Annotated in this window: 12 protein-coding genes and 1 pseudogene; 9 read left to right on the top strand and 4 right to left on the bottom strand. The window is 67.9% G+C overall.

What is annotated here, in order from left to right:
- Position 1 precedes the first annotated feature (1 nt).
- From ASC87_RS06275 to ASC87_RS06235, 9 genes are all read left to right on the top strand, one after another.
- Positions 2 to 1,060 (top strand): 2,3-butanediol dehydrogenase, encoded by a 1,059-nt coding sequence (locus ASC87_RS06275; protein ID WP_056658513.1) that lies wholly within the window; start codon positions 2 to 4, stop codon positions 1,058 to 1,060.
- Positions 1,057 to 1,782, top strand: coding sequence for an SDR family NAD(P)-dependent oxidoreductase (locus tag ASC87_RS06270; RefSeq protein WP_056658370.1), 726 nt, complete (start codon positions 1,057 to 1,059; stop codon positions 1,780 to 1,782). Before ASC87_RS06275 ends, ASC87_RS06270 begins: the two co-directional genes overlap by 4 nt.
- A 239-nt stretch (positions 1,783 to 2,021) precedes the next feature.
- On the top strand, positions 2,022 to 3,656 hold the full coding sequence (locus ASC87_RS06265; RefSeq protein ID WP_056658510.1) for a methyl-accepting chemotaxis protein: 1,635 nt from the start codon (positions 2,022 to 2,024) through the stop codon (positions 3,654 to 3,656).
- A gap of 18 nt (positions 3,657 to 3,674) precedes the next feature.
- Positions 3,675 to 4,136: a chemotaxis protein CheW gene (locus ASC87_RS06260; protein WP_056658368.1), complete on the top strand. Its 462-nt coding sequence runs from the start codon at positions 3,675 to 3,677 to the stop codon at positions 4,134 to 4,136.
- Positions 4,136 to 5,386: a protein-glutamate O-methyltransferase CheR gene (locus tag ASC87_RS06255; RefSeq protein ID WP_056658365.1), complete on the top strand. Its 1,251-nt coding sequence runs from the start codon at positions 4,136 to 4,138 to the stop codon at positions 5,384 to 5,386. The genes ASC87_RS06260 and ASC87_RS06255 overlap by 1 nt, the downstream gene beginning before the upstream one ends.
- Before the next feature lies 1 nt (position 5,387).
- Entirely contained in the window at positions 5,388 to 6,161 is a 774-nt protein-coding gene (locus tag ASC87_RS06250; protein WP_082568441.1) for a chemotaxis protein CheW, read from the top strand.
- A gap of 57 nt (positions 6,162 to 6,218) precedes the next feature.
- Positions 6,219 to 8,450, top strand: a complete 2,232-nt coding sequence (locus tag ASC87_RS06245) for a hybrid sensor histidine kinase/response regulator (RefSeq protein WP_056658361.1) — start codon at positions 6,219 to 6,221, stop codon at positions 8,448 to 8,450.
- On the top strand, positions 8,447 to 9,493 hold the full coding sequence (locus ASC87_RS06240) for a chemotaxis response regulator protein-glutamate methylesterase (RefSeq protein ID WP_056658358.1): 1,047 nt from the start codon (positions 8,447 to 8,449) through the stop codon (positions 9,491 to 9,493). Before ASC87_RS06245 ends, ASC87_RS06240 begins: the two co-directional genes overlap by 4 nt.
- Entirely contained in the window at positions 9,480 to 10,496 is a 1,017-nt protein-coding gene (locus ASC87_RS06235; protein WP_235582074.1) for a diguanylate cyclase, read from the top strand. The genes ASC87_RS06240 and ASC87_RS06235 overlap by 14 nt, the downstream gene beginning before the upstream one ends.
- A gap of 60 nt (positions 10,497 to 10,556) precedes the next feature.
- Here ASC87_RS06235 and ASC87_RS33085 read toward each other — a convergent pair.
- From ASC87_RS33085 to ASC87_RS06220, 4 genes and pseudogenes are all read right to left on the bottom strand, one after another.
- Positions 10,557 to 10,649, bottom strand: a pseudogene (locus tag ASC87_RS33085) (SDR family oxidoreductase); the annotation flags it as partial.
- A 213-nt stretch (positions 10,650 to 10,862) separates the two neighbouring features.
- Positions 10,863 to 13,184: an NADP-dependent malic enzyme gene (locus ASC87_RS06230; RefSeq protein ID WP_056658355.1), complete on the bottom strand. Its 2,322-nt coding sequence runs from the start codon at positions 13,182 to 13,184 to the stop codon at positions 10,863 to 10,865.
- 76 nt (positions 13,185 to 13,260) lie between these two features.
- Positions 13,261 to 15,963, bottom strand: a complete 2,703-nt coding sequence (locus tag ASC87_RS06225) for a CoA-binding protein (RefSeq protein WP_056658351.1) — start codon at positions 15,961 to 15,963, stop codon at positions 13,261 to 13,263.
- Positions 15,964 to 15,996: 33 nt separating this feature from the next.
- On the bottom strand, positions 15,997 to 17,289 hold the full coding sequence (locus ASC87_RS06220; RefSeq protein ID WP_056658348.1) for an ATP citrate lyase citrate-binding domain-containing protein: 1,293 nt from the start codon (positions 17,287 to 17,289) through the stop codon (positions 15,997 to 15,999).
- Positions 17,290 to 17,396: the final 107 nt, after the last annotated feature.

The following is a 17,396-nucleotide window of genomic DNA, read 5'->3' as shown; positions in this document are numbered from 1 at the left end:
GATGAAGGCACTGCGTTGGCACGGGCCGCGGGATCTGCGATTGGTGGACCTGGTGGCGTGCGAATTGCGGCCTGGCGAGGTGCGCATTCGGGTCGCGTACTGCGGCATCTGCGGGAGCGACTTGCACGAGTACGCCGACGGGCCGCATGCGATTCCCATCGAACGCCCGCATCCGATCTCGGGCCGGTGCGCGCCGTTGACGTTGGGCCACGAGTTCTGCGGCGTGGTGGTCGAGTCCGTGGACCCGGAGATCGAAGTCGGCAGGCGTGTCGCGATCGAACCGGCGTACCGTTGCGGGGAGTGCCTGTACTGTCGCCAAGGGCAGTACAACCGCTGCATTTCAATGGGATTTGCCGGTCTCATGGGCGACGGCGGGCTGGCGGAATCAGTGGTGGTGCCCGCGTACATGGTCCACCGGCTTCCGGACGAAGTGCGCTTTGATCAAGCCGCCGCGCTCGAGCCCGCCGCCGTTGCTTTGCATGCCGTGCGCACCAGTGGGCTGCGAGCAGGTGACGCCTGCGCGGTGTTCGGCATGGGGCCTGTCGGCCTGCTGACGGTTGCCATGCTGCGTCAATGCGGCGCCGGCGAGATCATCGCGGTGGATGTGCATGCCAACCGCCTGGCGCTGGCGGGCGCCATGGGCGCCAGCAGGGCCGTGAATGCCTCCCGCGAGGACAGCGCCAGCACGGTCTTCGCGGCGACCTCGGGCCGAGGGGCGGCCATCGCGTTCGAAGTGGCCGGCTCACAGGCCTCGCTCGATTCAACGCTGGCGTGTGTCCGCAAGGGCGGCGAGGCCGTGCTCGTTGGTTTGATGGGAAAGGCCCAAATCGACGTCTTCGACATCGTCAACCGTGAGCTGCGGCTGACTGCAAGCGTCGGCTACAGGGATGTCTTTCCGACGCTGATGGCGTGGACGGCCAGGGGCCTGATCGACCCGTCCGCGATTGTCACGAGGAAGGTATCGCTTGCGCAGGCGGTATCGCAGGGTTTCAACGCGCTACTTGCCGACAAGGACCAGGTCAAGGTTCTGGTCGCACCGAATGGGGAGGATATGGCATGACTTTCAGTGCAACGCTCTTTGAGGGACGACGTGCAATCGTCATGGGCGGGACGTCGGGGATCGGCGCCGGCACCGCGCTCCGCCTGGCGGAGTTGGGCGCTAACGTGCTGGCGGTGGGCCTGCAAGCCGCCGGAAAGCACGCGCCAGTGCACGACCGGATCCGTTGCATCGAACTCGATGTGACCGATGGGCCGGCACTGCAGGCGGTGCTGTCGAAAGAGATCTCGATCGATGTGTTGGTCAACTGCGCCGGAATCAGCCGCGATCGGGCGGAGTACGAGCTTGACGTGTTCCAGCACGTGCTGGACGTCAACCTCACGTCGATCATGCGCGCCTGCAGCCTCGCTGTGCCTGCGCTCATCCATGCCCGCGGCTGCATCGTCAATGTCGCCTCGATGTTCAGCACCTTCGGCAGCGCGGATCGGCCCGCCTATGCGGCAAGCAAGGGTGGCGTGGTCCAACTGACCAAGTCCCTGGCGCAATCCTATGCCGCTGCGAAAGTTCGTGTGAATGCCGTCGCTCCGGGCTGGATCACCACACCGCTGTCCGAGGGGCTTGCTCGCGACGAGGAAGCGAGCCGGAGAATCATGGATCGAACGCCGCTCGGGCACTGGGGGCAGCCGGCCGACGTGGCCGACGCCATCGTCTTTCTCTGTTCGCCTGCCGCCGGCTACATCACTGGCGTGACCTTGCCCGTGGACGGTGGCTACCTGACCGTCTGAACCCGAGGTGCAGCCGCGCCCCCTTCACGGTCGACAGCCATGCTCGGGGTCGCGGTCAAGGTGTTCGCTCATGTTGGGCGGCCAGTTTTCGCCCCGCCGTGACGAGTCGGCTGGGTGAACTCGCTATGTGTGGCGGCACATGGAAAGCGCGTCGGATAGAGAGTATGGTCCAGTGCATCGCGTCGACCTGTCCGCCGGGGCCGGGTGAGGCGCAATCCATGGTGAGGGAGCCGAACTTCATGGACGCCTGGACCATACGACACCGCATTCTCGCCAGCTTCGCAGCCGTGCTGGCGTTGATGATCGTCATGGGCGCTGTCGCCTACGCCTGCCTCGCGCGCGTGGCGCAGGACGCGACCGTCATTCAGAAGGAGGCCCTGCCCGGCATGTTGCACAGCAGTCAACTGATGGTCGCCTGGCAAGAGAACTTCGCATTGACCCAGGCGCAGGTGTTCGAGACGGATGAAGCCGAGGCCCGCAAGGTCGAGTCGCAACTGCTGGGCAACCGGGCAAGGCTCGAGAACCTGGCCAGGAGCTACGAGGCCACCATCTTCACGGCCGGGGATCGCGAGAACTACGAGGCGTTCAAGAGCCTTCACGCTGCCGATGTCTACCTGCGAACGCAGGAGGACATCCTGAAGCTGAGCGCGGCCAAGAAGAACGAACAAGCCCGGGCACTGCTGCACGGCCAGCTCGATCCGCAGTTCGAGAAGGTCCGCGCCGCCGTGCAATCCCTCGTCAACTACAACATGGCGGATGGCGAGGAGTCAGGCCGGGAGATCACCAGATCGGTCGCGGTGGCCAACATTGCCATCGTGGTCAGCCTCGCCGCGGCGCTGTTGCTGGCGCTGGCGCTCGGCTACGTCCTGCTGCGATCGATCACCCGGCCGCTGGGCCGGTTGCTCACGGCCACCGACGCGATCAGCACCGGTGACTTGACCCAGCGGATGGACCTGGAGCGGCGCGACGAGTTCGGCACGCTGGCGCAGGGGTTCAATCGGATGACGGAGCAACTGATGGTGTTGTTTGGCCAGGTCCAGCAGTCTGGCATCCAGGTCAACACCTCGGCGACCGAGATCGCCGCCACGTCCAAGGAGCAACAGGCCACCGCCAGCGAAATCGCCGCGACGACCACCGAGATCGGCGCCACGTCCAAGGAAATTTCCGCCACCTCGCGCGAACTGGTGAAGACGATGAGCGAGGTGTCGCAGGTCGCCGAGGAGACTGCCCTGCTGGCGGGCGGCGGGCAGGAAGGTTTGCGGCGCATGACCGAGACCATGCACAACGTGATGGAGGCGGTAGGGTCGATCAACGCCAAACTCGCCGTACTGAGCGACAAGGCCGGCAACATCAATCAGGTCGTCACCACCATCACCAAGGTGGCCGACCAGACCAACCTGCTGTCGCTGAACGCTGCCATCGAGGCCGAGAAGGCCGGCGAATACGGGCGCGGCTTCGGCGTGGTGGCCACGGAGATCCGCCGGCTCGCCGACCAAACCGCCGTGGCCACCTACGACATCGAGCAGATGGTCAAGGAGATGCAGTCCGCCGTGTCGGCCGGCGTGATGGGCATGGACAAGTTCTCCGAGGAGGTGCGCCGCGGCATGCAGGAGGTCCAGGAGGTTGGCGCGCAGCTGTCGCAGATCATCGCGCAGGTGCAGGCGTTGGCGCCGCGTTTCGATGCGGTCAGCGAGGGCGTGCAGGCGCAGGCGACCGGGGCCGAGCAGATCAGCCAGGCGCTGACACAGCTGAGCGAAGCTGCCCAGCAGACAGTCGACTCGCTGCGCCAGTCGGGCCAGGCGATCGACGGCTTGCACCAGGCGGCCGGCGTGCTGCGCAGCGGCGTCTCGCGCTTCAAACTGGTGAAGGCTTGAGGTGCGAGGGCCAGCCGGATGCTGTTCCTCCTCTTTCAGCTGGGCGGTGAACGCTACGCGCTAGACGCGGGCCAGGTCGTCGCCGTGCTGCCGCGGCTGGGCGTGAAGGCGATCCCCCACGCGCCGCCGGCGGTGGCCGGCCTGTGCCAATACCGGGGTGTCCCGGTGCCGGTCATCGACCTGAGCGAACTCGCGCTCGGGTGCCCGGCGGCGGCGCGCCTGAGCACGCGCATCGTGCTCGTGCAGTTCCCCGACCCTGTCGACGGGCCGCACCTGCTCGGCCTGCTGGCCGAAAGGGCGACGGAAACGCTGCGCCGTGACCCGGCGGACTTCGTTGCGGCCGGCGTGAGCGTTGGCGCAGCGTCCTATCTGGGGCCGGTGACCGCCGACGCGCGCGGGCTGATCCAGCGCATCGAGGTGCAGCGCCTGCTCCCGGCGCCGCTGCGTGCGCTGTTGTTCGATGAGGCCAAGGCAGCGTGATGGACACCGCCCGTTTCGAGCAATTGTTGAAGCAGAAGATGGGCCTGGATGCGGCCTCCATCGGTTCGGCGTCCGTCGAGCGCGCGGTGCAGGAGCGGGTGTCGGCTTGCGGGCTGGCGGACGCGCGGAGCTATTGGGATCGGCTCAGCGGCTCGGGCACCGAGTTGCAGGAACTCATCGAGGCGGTGGTCGTTCCGGAGACCTGGTTCTTCCGCGACCCCGCATCCTTCGTGGCGCTGGCGCGCCTGCTCCGCGATGAGCGGTCGCCACGCCAGGCACAGGGCGTGTTGCGCTTGCTGAGCGTGCCGTGCTCCACGGGGGAGGAGCCCTATTCGATGGCCATGGCGTTGCTCGACGCCGGCTTCCCGGCAAGCGCGCTGCGCATCGATGCCGTCGACATCAGCCACCGCGCGCTGGCGAGGGCACAGGGGGCGGTGTACGGCCGCAACTCGTTTCGCGGCGGCGACCTGGCTTTCCGTGATCGCCACTTCGTCGCGACCGCGGGCGGCCACAGCCCGGCCGACGCGGTGCAGCGGCTGGTGAAGTTTCGGCACGGCAACCTGCTGGACGGTCTCGTGGCCGAGGCGGAACTGTACGACGTCATTTTTTGCCGCAACGTGCTGATCTATTTCGACCGCGTCACGCAAGACCGTGCCATCGCGGTGTTGGGCCGGCTGCTCACGCCGTGCGGGTGGCTGTTCGTCGGCCCTTCCGAAACGGCCCTGCTGTCGGACCACGGTTTCGTCTCAGCGAAGCTGCCACTCGCGTTTGCCTTCCGCAAGGGGTCCGCCCCCGGTGGTGGCACGACGCTTCGCGCAACCCCGGCGCCATCCAGGCCCATTCGTGCGCTGGCACCAGCGGCCGCGGCCCCACGGCCCGCCCGGCCCCGGGTGGCGCCGCCTGCCGCCACGCCGCGAACGGCTGCGCGGGCTGAAGCGACAACGGGCATCGACCGCGCGCGGCGCCTTGCCGACCAGGGGCACCTGGCCGAGGCTGCGGCGCTCTGCGAAGCGCATCTGCGCGAGCGCGGTCCCACGGCCGAGGCGTACAACCTGCTCGGCCTGGTGCGCGATGCGAGTGGCAAGACGGACGATGCCGCCGATCAGTACCGCAAGGCGCTCTACCTGGAACCGAATCACCACGAGGCGCTGGTCCACCTCGCCCTGTTGCTGCAAAAGCAGGGCGATGCGGCCGGCGCGCAACGCTTGCAGCGGCGCGCGAGCCGGCTGCAGCAAGGCGGCGGGGCCTGAGATGCACGCCGCGTCTACCCTCGCTGCCGGCCCGGCGCATGCCGCCATCGACGATTGCTGGAACCGCATCGGCGTGCGCGGCGATCGCTCCTGCGCGGAACTGAGGCAGCACGTGCACTGCAGCCGCTGTCCGGTCCACGCTGCCGCCGCATCGGCCCTGCTGGACCGGGAAGCTCCGCCCGGCTACCTCGCCGATTGCACGCGTCACATGGCGCAGGCGCCCGAGGCTGGGCAGGACGTGGACTCCGTGGTCATCTTTCGCATCGGTGCCGAATGGCTGGCTTTGCCGACGCCGGTGTTCCGGGAGGTTGCTGCCTTGCCTGCAATTCATTCGCTGCCGAACCGGCGCGGCGGTATCGTGCAGGGTGTTGCCAATGTGCGCGGTGAACTGCTGGTTTGCGTGTCACTCGGCAGCGTGCTTGGCCTGGCGCACTCGACCGGGACCGGTCATGCGCCACGGCAACGCCTGGGATCGCAGCGCCTGGTGGTGATCGGCCTCGATGGCCGGCGCCTGGGCTTCACGGCCGACGAAATGCACGGCATCGTGCGCTTCGATCCGGGCGCACTGAAGGCGGTGCCCGCCACCGTCGCACGCGCCACGGCCACCTACGCCAGAGCGATCCTGGCGTGGAACGAGCCCGTCGTCCGGCCGCCCGAAGGCGGGCGAACCCCTCTCGCAGGGCGGCGCGAAGCGCCGGCGTGCACCCATGAACACGCGGTCGGCCTGCTTGACGAGCAACTGCTGTTCTACACACTCCACCGGAGCTTGGCATGAGCCCGCAGGCTGCTTTGCCGAGGGCGAATGCCGACGTGCGCAGCATGAGGATGCCCAATGAGCAGCGATGATCTCAGCGAACTGTCGATGCTGGCGCTCTTTCGCATCGAGGTGGAGAACCACGCGCCGTTGCTGACGGCGGGACTGCTCGCCTTGGAGCGGGACCCAGATGCGGCCGACCAGCTCGAGGCCTGCATGCGCGCCGCCCATTCGCTCAAGGGTGCGGCCAGCATCGTCGGCATCGGCGCCGCGGTGAAAGTGGCCCATGCCATGGAAGACTGCTTTGTCGCCGCGCAAGAGGGCCGGCTGCGATTGCGCCAGGGCCACATCGACCCGTTGCTCGGCGGCGTGGATCTGCTGGCACACCTCGCCAAAACCTCCGGAACGGACCAGGCCGATGCGCCGAAAGTGACGGCATTCGTCGAGTCGCTGGCACACGCGATGCAGACCAACGGCGAAGGCGATCCGGCGCCGGATGGGGCTGGGCCGGCGTCGGGCGCCGCGCCCGCGACCCCTGCGACCGTGGCCGCGCGAGACAACTCGGACCGCGTCGTGCGCGTCACCGCCGACAACCTGAACCGGCTGCTCGGCCTGGCTGGCGAATCGCTGGTGGCCGCGCGCTGGCTCAATCCCTTCGCCCGTTCGCTGCTGCGGCTCAAGCGGCTGCAGCACCAGACCGTGCAAGGGCTCGACGCGATGCGCGACGATGGGCCGACGTCCCCTCTGGAAGACCGGTCTCGCGCGGCACTGCACGAGGTCAAGCGCCGCGTGCTCGAATGCGAACAGCTGTTGGCGCAGGGGCTCGACGACCTGGAGACCTTCGAGCGGCGCTCGGCCGACTTGTCGCGCCGGCTGTATGACGAAGCGGTGGCCTGTCGCATGCGGTCGTTCGCCGACGGTGTCCAGGCCATGCCGCGCATGCTGCGCGACCTTGGCCGCTCGCTCGGCAAGCAGGTCAGGCTCGACATCGTCGGTGCCGAGACGCCGGTGGACCGCGACGTACTCGAGAGGCTGGACGCACCGCTGGGTCACCTGCTGCGCAATGCGCTCGACCACGGCATCGAGTCGCCCGAGCAGCGCCGCGCCGCGGGCAAAGCCGCGGAAGGCCTCGTGCGGCTGGAAGCGCGCCACAGTGCCGGGGCGCTGCAGATCACCGTGTCCGACGACGGCCGCGGCATCGCCCTCGATGTGCTGCGCCGCGCCGTGGTCGAGCGCAATCACACCAAGGTCGAGATCGCGGCCGAGCTGTCGGAGGCCGAACTGCTGGAGTTCCTGTTCCTGCCGGGCTTCACGCTCAGCGATCGCGTGACCGAGATTTCCGGCCGCGGCGTCGGGCTGGACGTCGTGCAGGACATGGTGAAGCAGGTTCGCGGCAGCGTTCGGGTGTCGACGCAGGCCGGCCACGGGACACGCTTTCAATTGCAATTGCCGCTCACGCTGTCGGTCGTGCGCACCTTGCTCGTGGACATCGGCGGCGAGCCCTACGCCTTCCCGCTGGCGCGCATCGTTCGCGCCTTGAAACTCGCGCCGCAGCAGGTCGAAGTGCTCGAGGGGCGGCAGCACGTCGACGTGGACGGGCGGCGTATCGGCCTCGTCACCGCGCATCAGATTCTCCAGGCGGGCGAGCCGCAAACGTCCGGCGGCGACCTGTCGGTCATCGTCGTCGGCGACCACGACGACACCTATGGCCTGGTGGTCGACCGTTTCCTCGGCGAACGCGAGCTCGTGGTGCAGGCGCTCGACCCGCGCCTTGGAAAGATCAAGGACATCAGCGCCGGTGCACTGATGGAGGATGGCTCGCCGGTGCTCCTCATCGACATCGAGGACATGATCCGATCGGTGCAGAAGCTGATCGCATCCGGGCAGCTGAGCCAGGTGCAACCGGGTGGCATCGCCGCCGACGGGAAGAAGCGCAAACGCGTGCTGGTGGTCGACGACTCGCTGACGGTGCGCGAGCTCGAACGCAAGCTGCTGGCGCAGCACGGCTACGACGTCGAGGTCGCCGTTGACGGCATGGACGGCTGGAACGCCGTGCGCACCGGTCACTTCGACCTGCTGGTGACCGACATCGACATGCCGCGCATGGATGGCATCGAGCTGGTCACGCTGGTCAAGAAGGATCTGAACCTGAAGTCGATGCCGGTGATGATCATGTCGTACAAGGACCGCGCCGACGATCGCCGGCGCGGGCTGGAGGCCGGGGCCGACCACTACCTGACCAAGGGCAGCTTTCATGACCAGACGCTGCTGCAGGCGGCCGTCGACCTGATCGGCGAGGCCATGGCATGAAGATCGCCATCGTCAACGACCTGCCAATGGCGGTGGAGGCCCTGCGGCGCGTGCTGGCGCTGCGGCCGGAACACCGCGTCGTCTGGGTGGCCGGGAACGGCGCGCAGGCGGTGCAGCGCTGCGCCGAACTGCGGCCTGACCTCGTGCTCATGGACCTGCTGATGCCGGAGATGGACGGCGTCGAGGCCACACGCCTCATCATGGCCGAGACACCGTGCGCCATCCTGCTCGTCACGGCCGACATGGGTGCCAACACCGCTCGCATCTTCGACGCGATGGGCCACGGCGCACTCGATGTCGTCGATACGCCGGTGCTCGGCGGCGGTGACCTTCGCGCTGGCGCCGCACCTCTGCTGGCAAAGATCGAAATCATTGGCAAGCTGATCGGCGACAGCGTCCCGGCCGGCGCCATCGCCGCCCGGTCTGCCGCGGTATCGCGCGGGACGCGTGCACGGCAGTTGGTCGCGATCGGCGCATCCGCGGGTGGGCCGGCGGCGCTTGCAACGCTGCTGCGCGGCCTGCCGGCGGACTTCCCGGCCGCCGTGGTCATCGTCCAGCATGTGGACGAGCAGTTCGCCGCCGGCATGGCGCAGTGGCTGGGGCAGCATTCGGTGTTGCCGGTGCAGGTGGCCCGCGAGGGCGATCGGCCGGCCCGCGGCACGGTCCTGCTCGCCGCCACCAACGACCATCTGCGGCTTGAGCCCGGTGAGCGACTGGCCTACACGCCCGTCCCGCGGGACTATGTCTACCGTCCGTCGGTCGACGTGTTCTTCCACAGCGCGTGTGCCCTGTGGCCGGGTGACATCGTCGGCGTGCTGCTGACCGGCATGGGACGCGACGGTGCGCTCGGCCTGAAGGCCTTGCGCGACCAGGGCCACCACACCATCGCGCAGGACCAGGCCAGTTGCGCCGTCTATGGCATGCCCAAGGCGGCTGTCGCGCTGGACGCCGCGGTGGACATCTTGCCCATCCACGCGATCGCGCCGCGACTGTGCGCTGTGCTTTCCATCCAACCAAAACCAGGGGGTCATGATGGACCTTGAAGCGAAAAAGCTTGATATGGCGACGCACTCCGCCGTCATGGTGCTGTTGGTCGACGACCAGGCGATGGTTGGGGAGGCCGTACGCCGCGCGCTGCTGAACCAGCCGGGCATCGACTTCCACTATTGCGCCGACCCGGCAAAGGCGGTCGCGGTGGCTGAGCAGATTCGGCCGACGGTGATCCTGCAGGACCTGGTCATGCCCGGCATCGACGGCTTGACGCTGGTTCGCCGATACCGCGCAAATTCGGCCACCAGCGACATCCCGATCGTGGTGCTGTCCACCACCGAAGACCCCGCTGTGAAGGGTGATGCGTTCGCAGCCGGTGCCAACGACTATCTCGTCAAGTTGCCCAGCCAGATCGAGCTGGTCGCGCGCATCCGCTACCACTCCAAGGCGTACTTGAACCAGCTGCAGCGCGACGAAGCATACCGGGCGTTGCGCGAGAGCCAGCAGCAGCTGACGGAGATGAACATCGAGCTGCAGCGGTTGACCAACGTGGACGGACTCACCGAAATCTGCAACAGGCGTCATTTCAACGAGCACCTCCAGCTGGAATGGAGCCGGTCGCTGCGCGACCAAAGTCCCCTTTCCGTGTTGATGATCGATATCGACGACTTCAAGCAGTACAACGACACCTACGGCCACCTGGGCGGAGACGAGGCCTTGAAGAAGGTGGCAAGCACCTTGCAGCTGAATGCCAACCGGTCGACCGATCTCGTTGCTCGCTACGGCGGCGAGGAATTCGCACTGGTCATGACCACCACACCGCTGACGGGCGCAAGCTTCATGGCCGGAAAACTCCGCGCGGCAGTGCGCGACCTTCAGCTGGTGGACGGCGCTTCAGCGGTGGTCCGGAACCTCACCGTGAGCGTGGGCGGCGCCTCGACGATCCCGCAACGCGGCGGCTCATCCGTCCAGCTCATCGAAGCCGCGGACAAGGCGCTCTACGAGGCCAAGCGATCCGGGAAGAACCGCGAGGTGATGCATGAGTACCGTCGTTGACGGACCTGCACCAGCACCAACCGCCGCGGGTGTCCGCCGACAGTCCGGCGACTCCTGCTGCATGTGCTGGCCGCCATTGATCGCGATGTTGGCGCCGGTCACGAACGCCGCTTCCTCCGAGGCGAGGTAGATGATCAGGCCCGCCACTTCCTTTCAGGGTCTGGCCGAACGCGCCCTTGGAGCCGTTGACCGACGAGACGTGGTCGACAGCGCCGACGTCCCTTTGCACCTGGGCCACGGCCTGGGTGCACGAGGCGAAGTCGGCCACGTCGCAGGCCACGGCCAGTACGCGGTTACGCGGCTGCAAGGACAGATCGCAAGCTCGATGCCGGAAACCCTGGAAGTCTTCCTCGGCTGGTTGGGTGTTCAACGGGCGGCGTCCACGTGCGACAGCATCGACGTGGCCGTGTGGCTGGCCCACTGTGCCGCGGCGTCCACCGAGGCCAGCGCCGTCATGTTGACAAGGCGCCGCACGCTGGCGGTCGGCGTGAGGACGTGCGCCGGCTTGGCCAGGCCGAGCAGGATGGGCCCGACAGTGATGCCGTTGCCCGCACTGGCCTTGAGCACGTTGAACGTGATGTTGGCCGCGTCGAGCGTCGGCATCACCAGCAGGTTCGCTTCACGCGTCAAACCCGAGTCGGGGAACACCTGGTCCAGGGTCTCCTTGGACAGGGCCGCATCGCCGTGCATCTCGCCCTCGACCTCGAACGGGGGGGTGAGCGAGCGGATCAGTGCCAGCGCCCGGCGCATCTTCTGCGCACTCGGCGTGTCTTCGCTGCCGAAGCAGGAATGCGACACCAGGGCCACGTGCGGCCTGATGCCGAAGCGGCGCAGCTCGTCGGCGGCCAGCACGGTGATCTCGGTCAGCTGCTGGGGGCTCGGGTCGGCGTTGACGTAGGTGTCGCAGATGAACAGCGTGCGTTCGGGCAGCATCAGCATGTTCATGGCGGCCAGCGTCTCCACGCCTTCGCGCAGGCCGATCGCGTCGGCCACCACCTCGAGGTGCGCACGGTAGCCGCCGTTGACGCCGCACAGCAGCGCGTCGGCGTCGCCGTGGCGCACCAGCATCGCGGCCAGTGCTGTCGGGTTGCGCCGCAAGGTGGCCTCGGCCGCGAGGGGCGTGACCCCCTTGCGGCGGGTGCGCTGGTAGTAGGCCTGCGCGGCCTGCGGCACGCGTGCATCGGTGTCGGGATCGACGAGTTCGAAGTCGCGCCCCGGCGCCAGGCGCAGCCCGAAGTCCTGGATGCGCTGCGCCACCACGCCGGCGCGGCCCACCACGATCGGCTTGGCCAGCCGCTCGTCGACGACGATCTGCACCGCGCGCAGCACGCGTTCGTCTTCGCCCTCGGCGTAGACCACGCGCTTGGGCGCTTTCTGCGCCGCGTCGAACACCGGCTGCATCACCGACCCGGAGTGGTAGACGAAACGGGCGAGGGTGGCGCGGTACGTGTCCATGTCGGCGATGGGTCGCGTCGCCACACCGGAGTCGATGGCCGCCCGCGCCACGGCGGGCGCCACGGCCACGATGAGGCGCGGATCGAAGGGCTTGGGGATCAGGTAGTCTCGGCCGAAGCGCAGGCCGGCGGCGCCATAGGCCTTGGCGACCAGGTCCGGGACCTCGGCATGCGCCAGCCCCGCGATGGCGTGTACCGTGGCCACCTTCATCGCTTCATTGATGGAGGTGGCGCCGACATCGAGCGCGCCGCGGAAGATGAACGGGAAGCACAGGACGTTGTTGATCTGGTTCGGGTAGTCCGAACGGCCGGTGCCGATGACGGCGTCGGGGCGCACCGCCAGCGCGTCCTCCGGCATGATCTCGGGCGTGGGGTTGGCCATGGCGAAGATCAAGGGGTCGCGCGCCATGCCCTTGACCATCTCCGGCGAGAGCACGCCGCCGGCCGACAAGCCGAGGAAGATGTCGGCCCCGGGCATCACGTCGGCCAGCGTGCGCGCGTTCGTCTCCTGGGCGTAGCGCGCCTTGTTGTCGTCCATGCCCGCGGTGCGCCCGATGTAGACCACGCCCTTGCCGTCGGTGACCCAGATGTTCTCGCGCTTGAGACCGAGACTCAGCGCCAGGTCCAGGCAGGCCAGCGCGGCGGCGCCGGCGCCCGAAGCCACCAGCTTGACCTCGCCGATGTCCTTGCCCACGTGTTTCAGGCCGTTGAGAATGGCCGCCGCCGCGACGATGGCGGTGCCGTGCTGGTCGTCATGGAAGACCGGGATCTTCATGCGCTCGCGCAGCTTCTGCTCGATGTAGAAGCATTCGGGCGCCTTGATGTCTTCGAGGTTGATGCCGCCGAAGGTCGGCTCCATGCGCGCGATGGTGTCGATCAGCTTGTCGGGGTCGAGCTCGTCGAGCTCGATGTCGAACACGTCGATGCCGGCGAACTTCTTGAACAGGCAGCCCTTGCCCTCCATCACCGGCTTGCCCGCCAGCGGGCCGATGTTGCCCAGGCCCAGCACGGCGGTGCCGTTGGTAATGACGGCCACCAGGTTGGCCCGGGAGGTGAGTTGGCCCGCCGCAAGCGGGTCGCGGGCGATGGCCAGGCAGGCCTCGGCGACGCCGGGCGAGTACGCCAGCGCCAGGTCGCGCTGGGTGGCCATCGGCTTGGTCGGGGTCACCGAAATCTTGCCGGGCGTGGGGTAACGGTGGTAGTCGAGCGCGGCGTCGCGCAGGTCATCTGCCATGGGGTTCTCCTCGGGGTCGATCAGTTCCTGCTGCGTGTGCGGCGGCAGGTCGGTGCAGTGGTTCTCGAGGCCCCCCTCAGGTCACGAAGCGGCACGCCGACGCCGCTGCGCGTGTGTCCATGTTGCGGCCGCGGTTGAGGTGGTCGTCGACCTCGGCGGCACAACCCAGCATGCGGGCGTACAGGAAGATCGTGAAGGCCGCCGTCTCCAGCGCATCGGCCTTGATGCTGCCGGCGCGGTACGCCGGCCATACGATCTTGAGCAGCAACGCGGCGATCACCGCGTCGATGTTCACGCAGTAGACGGTGCGAGACACGCCCTCGTCGTAGAGCCTTTGCACCAGCGCCTTGTAGAAGGCATGGAACACGTTGTGCTCGCCGCGCTGTTGCATCAGCTCGCCGATGAACACCTCTCGCGGATCGTGGTTGACCGGCTTGTCCTTGAACACCGGATGGTTCACGCCGGGGATCTTCTGGATGTCGAGGTTGCCGCTGGTCTTCTTCTCGGATTTGTAGCGTGCATACGTGTCGACATAACGCGCCGCAAGGGCCGCGATGTCCACGCCATGCGACGGGTCGCCCGGATCGGCGAGGCCGCTGTCCTTGAACTGGTCGAGCAGGAAGGCCACCCCCTCATAGCCGTTGCCGCCGTGCGCGTAGCCGCAGTGTGTCAGGAACCCGAGCAGCCCCTTGTTGAGCTGTACCCGCTCAGGCTGCTCGGGCCCGTCGGACGAGACCGCGCCCTTGGCACCCTGTGCCGAAATCGTGCCCGGGCCGTTGCTCAGCAGCAGCCCCACCAGGGTCTGGAAGGTGAACAAGTCGCTCTCGCTCGGCTTCTCGTGCAGCAGCGCCACACAGGCCACTTCGGTGAGCGAACGGCTACCGAGCAGATCGGCTTCGGCGATACCGCAGAAGCGCGTCGGTTCGTGCCGCTCGGCGTCAACCGAGGCGCCGATCAGGGTGCCGAACAGCTGCACCCACGCCGGCAGGCACTCCACCGTCAGGCGCGAGATGCGCCGGCGCATCAACGGCCCCCAACCGAGCGTGGTGGTGATGGCGGCCAGCACCGCGTCGGCGCTGGGGTAGCTGCCGAGTCGCTCGATGTAGCGCACGAACACCGAGCGGGCGCCGCGCGCGCGCAGGGCGTCGAGCATGGCCTGGGCACGCGGATCGGGCCGGCTGCAGAGCATCTGGCCGCCGCGCTCGTCCGCCTCCAGCAGCGCCTCCAGCGCGAAGCTTTCGTCCAGTGCGTCGCGCAGTCCGGCCGCCGCGAAGCGCTCGATCAGATGGCTCGCGATGGCCCGGGCGGGCTCGGTGCGCCGCGGTCCCACGATGGCCAGCGCCGCCGCCAGAACGGCATTCGGCGCGTTGCCGGCTTCGCGGGCGGCCTGCGCCGCCGCCAGCGTCGCATCGCCGTGCAGGTTCAGGTGGGCCGCGATCGCCACGCTCACCAGCTTGCGGTCGTTCTCACCGCCCGGCTCCTTGAGCAGGGCCAGGTTGACGTTGGCCTCCAGCGGGTACTGCGCCGCGTCGAGCACCGACACGCCGTTGAGCCGCGTGACCTGCGTCTTCGGGTCCATCTGCGAGACGCCCGAGGCGTCCTTCATGGCCGCACGCGCGAACACGGCGCCCACGTGCCGGTCCAGCGTCTCGACCTGCACGTCGTACGGCACCGCCGCGCGCACCACGGGCAGGTCCAACTCCGGCGGCAGCGCGACGCGCATGTTGGAGCCGAACCAGGGTTTCAGCTCCGTCGTGCCTTCGGGTGCGAAGTCGGGCTTCACGCCGTTGGCCGCCATCACCGCGGTCAGCGCTGCCGGAATGTCGGCGATGTTGACCACCACCGCGCCCTTGGCCGAGCACACCGGGCGCTCGCGCGTAAACAGCGCGTCGACGCCGAACTTCTGCATGAACCAACGCTCCTTGGACGCCGCGTCGTCGCCGCCGCCCGACATGGCCCCGGCATGGCCCACCGCGCGCGTGAGCCGGCTCTTCCAGCGCCCCACCACGCAGGCCACCACCGGCTTGGTGAACTCGGCATCGAGCTCGTAGTAGCCGCCGGGCTCGCAGTACAGCACCGCGGCCTTGCTGCGATCGTCGTTGCCGAAGGCGAACGCGAACTCTGGCGCGGCGTAGTGGATGTACACGTCCTTGCCGCTGGACACCAGCGTGGTCGTACCCCAACCCCCCATGCGCAGGTACTGCGCGATGGTCGTCGTGAAGCCGCCCGAGTTGGAAAGGATCGCCACCGATCCCTTGCGCAGCGTGTCGCCGGGGGCGTCACCGCCCAGCGCGCCGCCGATGCGAACCTGGTTCCACGAGTCGGCCACGCCCAGGCTGTTGCCGCCGAAGATGTCGATGCCGCGCGCCTGTGCCATCGCACGGATCTCGCGCGCGTCGTGCACGCTCATCTTCTCGGTCGGGATGAAGATCTTCTGCAGCTCGGGATTGACGCGGATCAGTTCGACCACGCCGTCGTCCGCCGCACTCGGCGGCAGGTAGACCACGCCGCAGTTGAACTGGTGGCCGGCCTCCAGCCCCTCGCGCACGTTGTTGTAGACGGGGATGTCGCCCTGCGGCGTTTCCAGCACCTGACCGCGGCGGCCGGGCGAGGTGCCGAACACCACGTTGCCGCCGCTCCAGGCGTGGCCCACCGGCGTGACCTCGCTCGATTCGCCGCCCATGATGTTGAGCACGCACACGCGGTCCTGCCGCGTGGCGATCTGCGCCAGCGATTTGATGCCGACGTGGTATTTGAAGGGGCCGACGCTCTGGGCCATGATCGATGCTCCTGTTGTTCGAGGGGTTCGGGTTCAGGCGGCGCGGACGCTGCCGGCGCCCAGCCCCATGCTGGCGGCGACCTTGTCGCGCCCGCCGGCCTTCATCCATCCGTCGACGCGGCGCGCGTAGTCCACCACCTCGCTCATCGCCGAGTCGAAGCCGAAGATGCGGTAGGGGATGCCCAGCGCCTCGCAGGTGTCCCGCATGACGCCCATCCCGCGCACCAGGTTCGGGCCGCCGCGCCCGATCACCAGGTACAGCGGCTGCGCGCCGTATTCGCCGAAGTGCTCGCGCAGCGCGTCGGCCATGGCGCGGAAGGTCTCGAAGATGTCGGTGTTGTTGCTCTTCCCGCCGATGATGAACAGCACGTTCGACTGTTTCAGCCAGTGCTTGAAGCAGATGCGCGCGACCGACTTCATCTTCTCGTAGGGCGGGTTTCCGCCGAAGTCGGACGAGATGATCGCGTCGTCGCCCAGCATCTCGGTCACCAGCGAATTGGCGCCGCCGCCGAACGTCGGTGCCAGGATCGTGCCCTTGGCGTTGATCACGTAGACGTCGCTTTGGCCCTGGTAGGTGCGCAGCGTGTTGATCTCCTGCTCGAAGTCGGAGTAGTCGGCCGCGAACAGGTCGGCCGGCAGCTCGAGCCGTTGCCAGCGCGGGTCGTCGCGATCGAAGCCGCATTTGAAGTCGCAGGCCACGGGCGTGAGCCGGCCCTTCGTGTCGGCGCGCAGGCGGATCGGGTTCAGCTCCAGCGTCGTCATGCCGTAGTCGTGGAACAGGTCCCACAGGTTCGGCAGGTGCTGCACCAGCGGCGAGATGATCTGCTTGGGCGCCCCGAGCTCCGACAGCGCATTGGCCACGATGAAGGCCTTCAGGCCGGTCAGCGGGTTGAAGGGTACGCTGACGATCTGCGACTTGTCGAGCTCCTCGATGTCGATGCCGCCATGGTGCGTCAGCGTCATCGTCGGGGCGCGGAAGCGGGTGTCGTCCGTCAGCGAGAAGTAGACCTCGTGCTCGGCCGGAACGCCCGCCTCGAAGGTGACGCCGTTGGCCTTGGCGTACTGGTTGCCGTGGCGGTGTTCGCAGAAGTACAGGCGTTCCTTTTCGGCCAGTGCGGTCTTCAGGTCGCTCGCGCGGCCGATCAGCCCGGCCTTGCCCTTCTTGCCCACGCCGCCCTTGAACACGGGTTTGATGAACACCTGGCCGTGGCGCGCGATGAGGGCCTTGATGTCGGCCTCGCTTGCGTCGGGGCCGAGGATGTCCGGGGTCGGAAAGCCGGCCAGCTTGAGGAGCCGGGAGCCGTGCAGCATGCCTGTGATGTTCATCGACTGTCCTTCGTGCGCAGTGGGTCACTCGTGGCGGCGATGCTAGGAAACAGCTGGGCGGCGGGGCTTTCTAAACCCTTTCATCGCCCCCTATCGCTTACCCGCAG

It is taken from the genome of Rhizobacter sp. Root1221, assembly GCF_001425785.1.
GTDB lineage: Bacteria > Pseudomonadota > Gammaproteobacteria > Burkholderiales > Burkholderiaceae_C > Rhizobacter.
The sequence above is the reverse complement of the archived record's forward strand: the minus strand, read 5'-3'. Positions and strand labels throughout refer to the sequence as shown.

Bases quoted from the DNA above. Each gene is read 5' to 3' on its own strand.
- ASC87_RS06260 (WP_056658368.1), top strand. From the start codon at position 3,675: ATGCTGTTCCTCCTCTTTCAGCTGGGCGGTGAACGCTACGCGCTAGAC.
- ASC87_RS06265 (WP_056658510.1), top strand. From the start codon at position 2,022: ATGGACGCCTGGACCATACGACACCGCATTCTCGCCAGCTTCGCAGCC.
- ASC87_RS06230 (WP_056658355.1), bottom strand. From the start codon at position 13,184: ATGGCAGATGACCTGCGCGACGCCGCGCTCGACTACCACCGTTACCCC.
- ASC87_RS06255 (WP_056658365.1), top strand. From the start codon at position 4,136: ATGGACACCGCCCGTTTCGAGCAATTGTTGAAGCAGAAGATGGGCCTG.
- ASC87_RS06250 (WP_082568441.1), top strand. From the start codon at position 5,388: ATGCACGCCGCGTCTACCCTCGCTGCCGGCCCGGCGCATGCCGCCATC.
- ASC87_RS06240 (WP_056658358.1), top strand. From the start codon at position 8,447: ATGAAGATCGCCATCGTCAACGACCTGCCAATGGCGGTGGAGGCCCTG.
- ASC87_RS06220 (WP_056658348.1), bottom strand. From the start codon at position 17,289: ATGAACATCACAGGCATGCTGCACGGCTCCCGGCTCCTCAAGCTGGCC.
- ASC87_RS06275 (WP_056658513.1), top strand. From the start codon at position 2: ATGAAGGCACTGCGTTGGCACGGGCCGCGGGATCTGCGATTGGTGGAC.
- ASC87_RS06245 (WP_056658361.1), top strand. From the start codon at position 6,219: ATGAGCAGCGATGATCTCAGCGAACTGTCGATGCTGGCGCTCTTTCGC.
- ASC87_RS06225 (WP_056658351.1), bottom strand. From the start codon at position 15,963: ATGGCCCAGAGCGTCGGCCCCTTCAAATACCACGTCGGCATCAAATCG.
- ASC87_RS06235 (WP_235582074.1), top strand. From the start codon at position 9,480: ATGATGGACCTTGAAGCGAAAAAGCTTGATATGGCGACGCACTCCGCC.
- ASC87_RS06270 (WP_056658370.1), top strand. From the start codon at position 1,057: ATGACTTTCAGTGCAACGCTCTTTGAGGGACGACGTGCAATCGTCATG.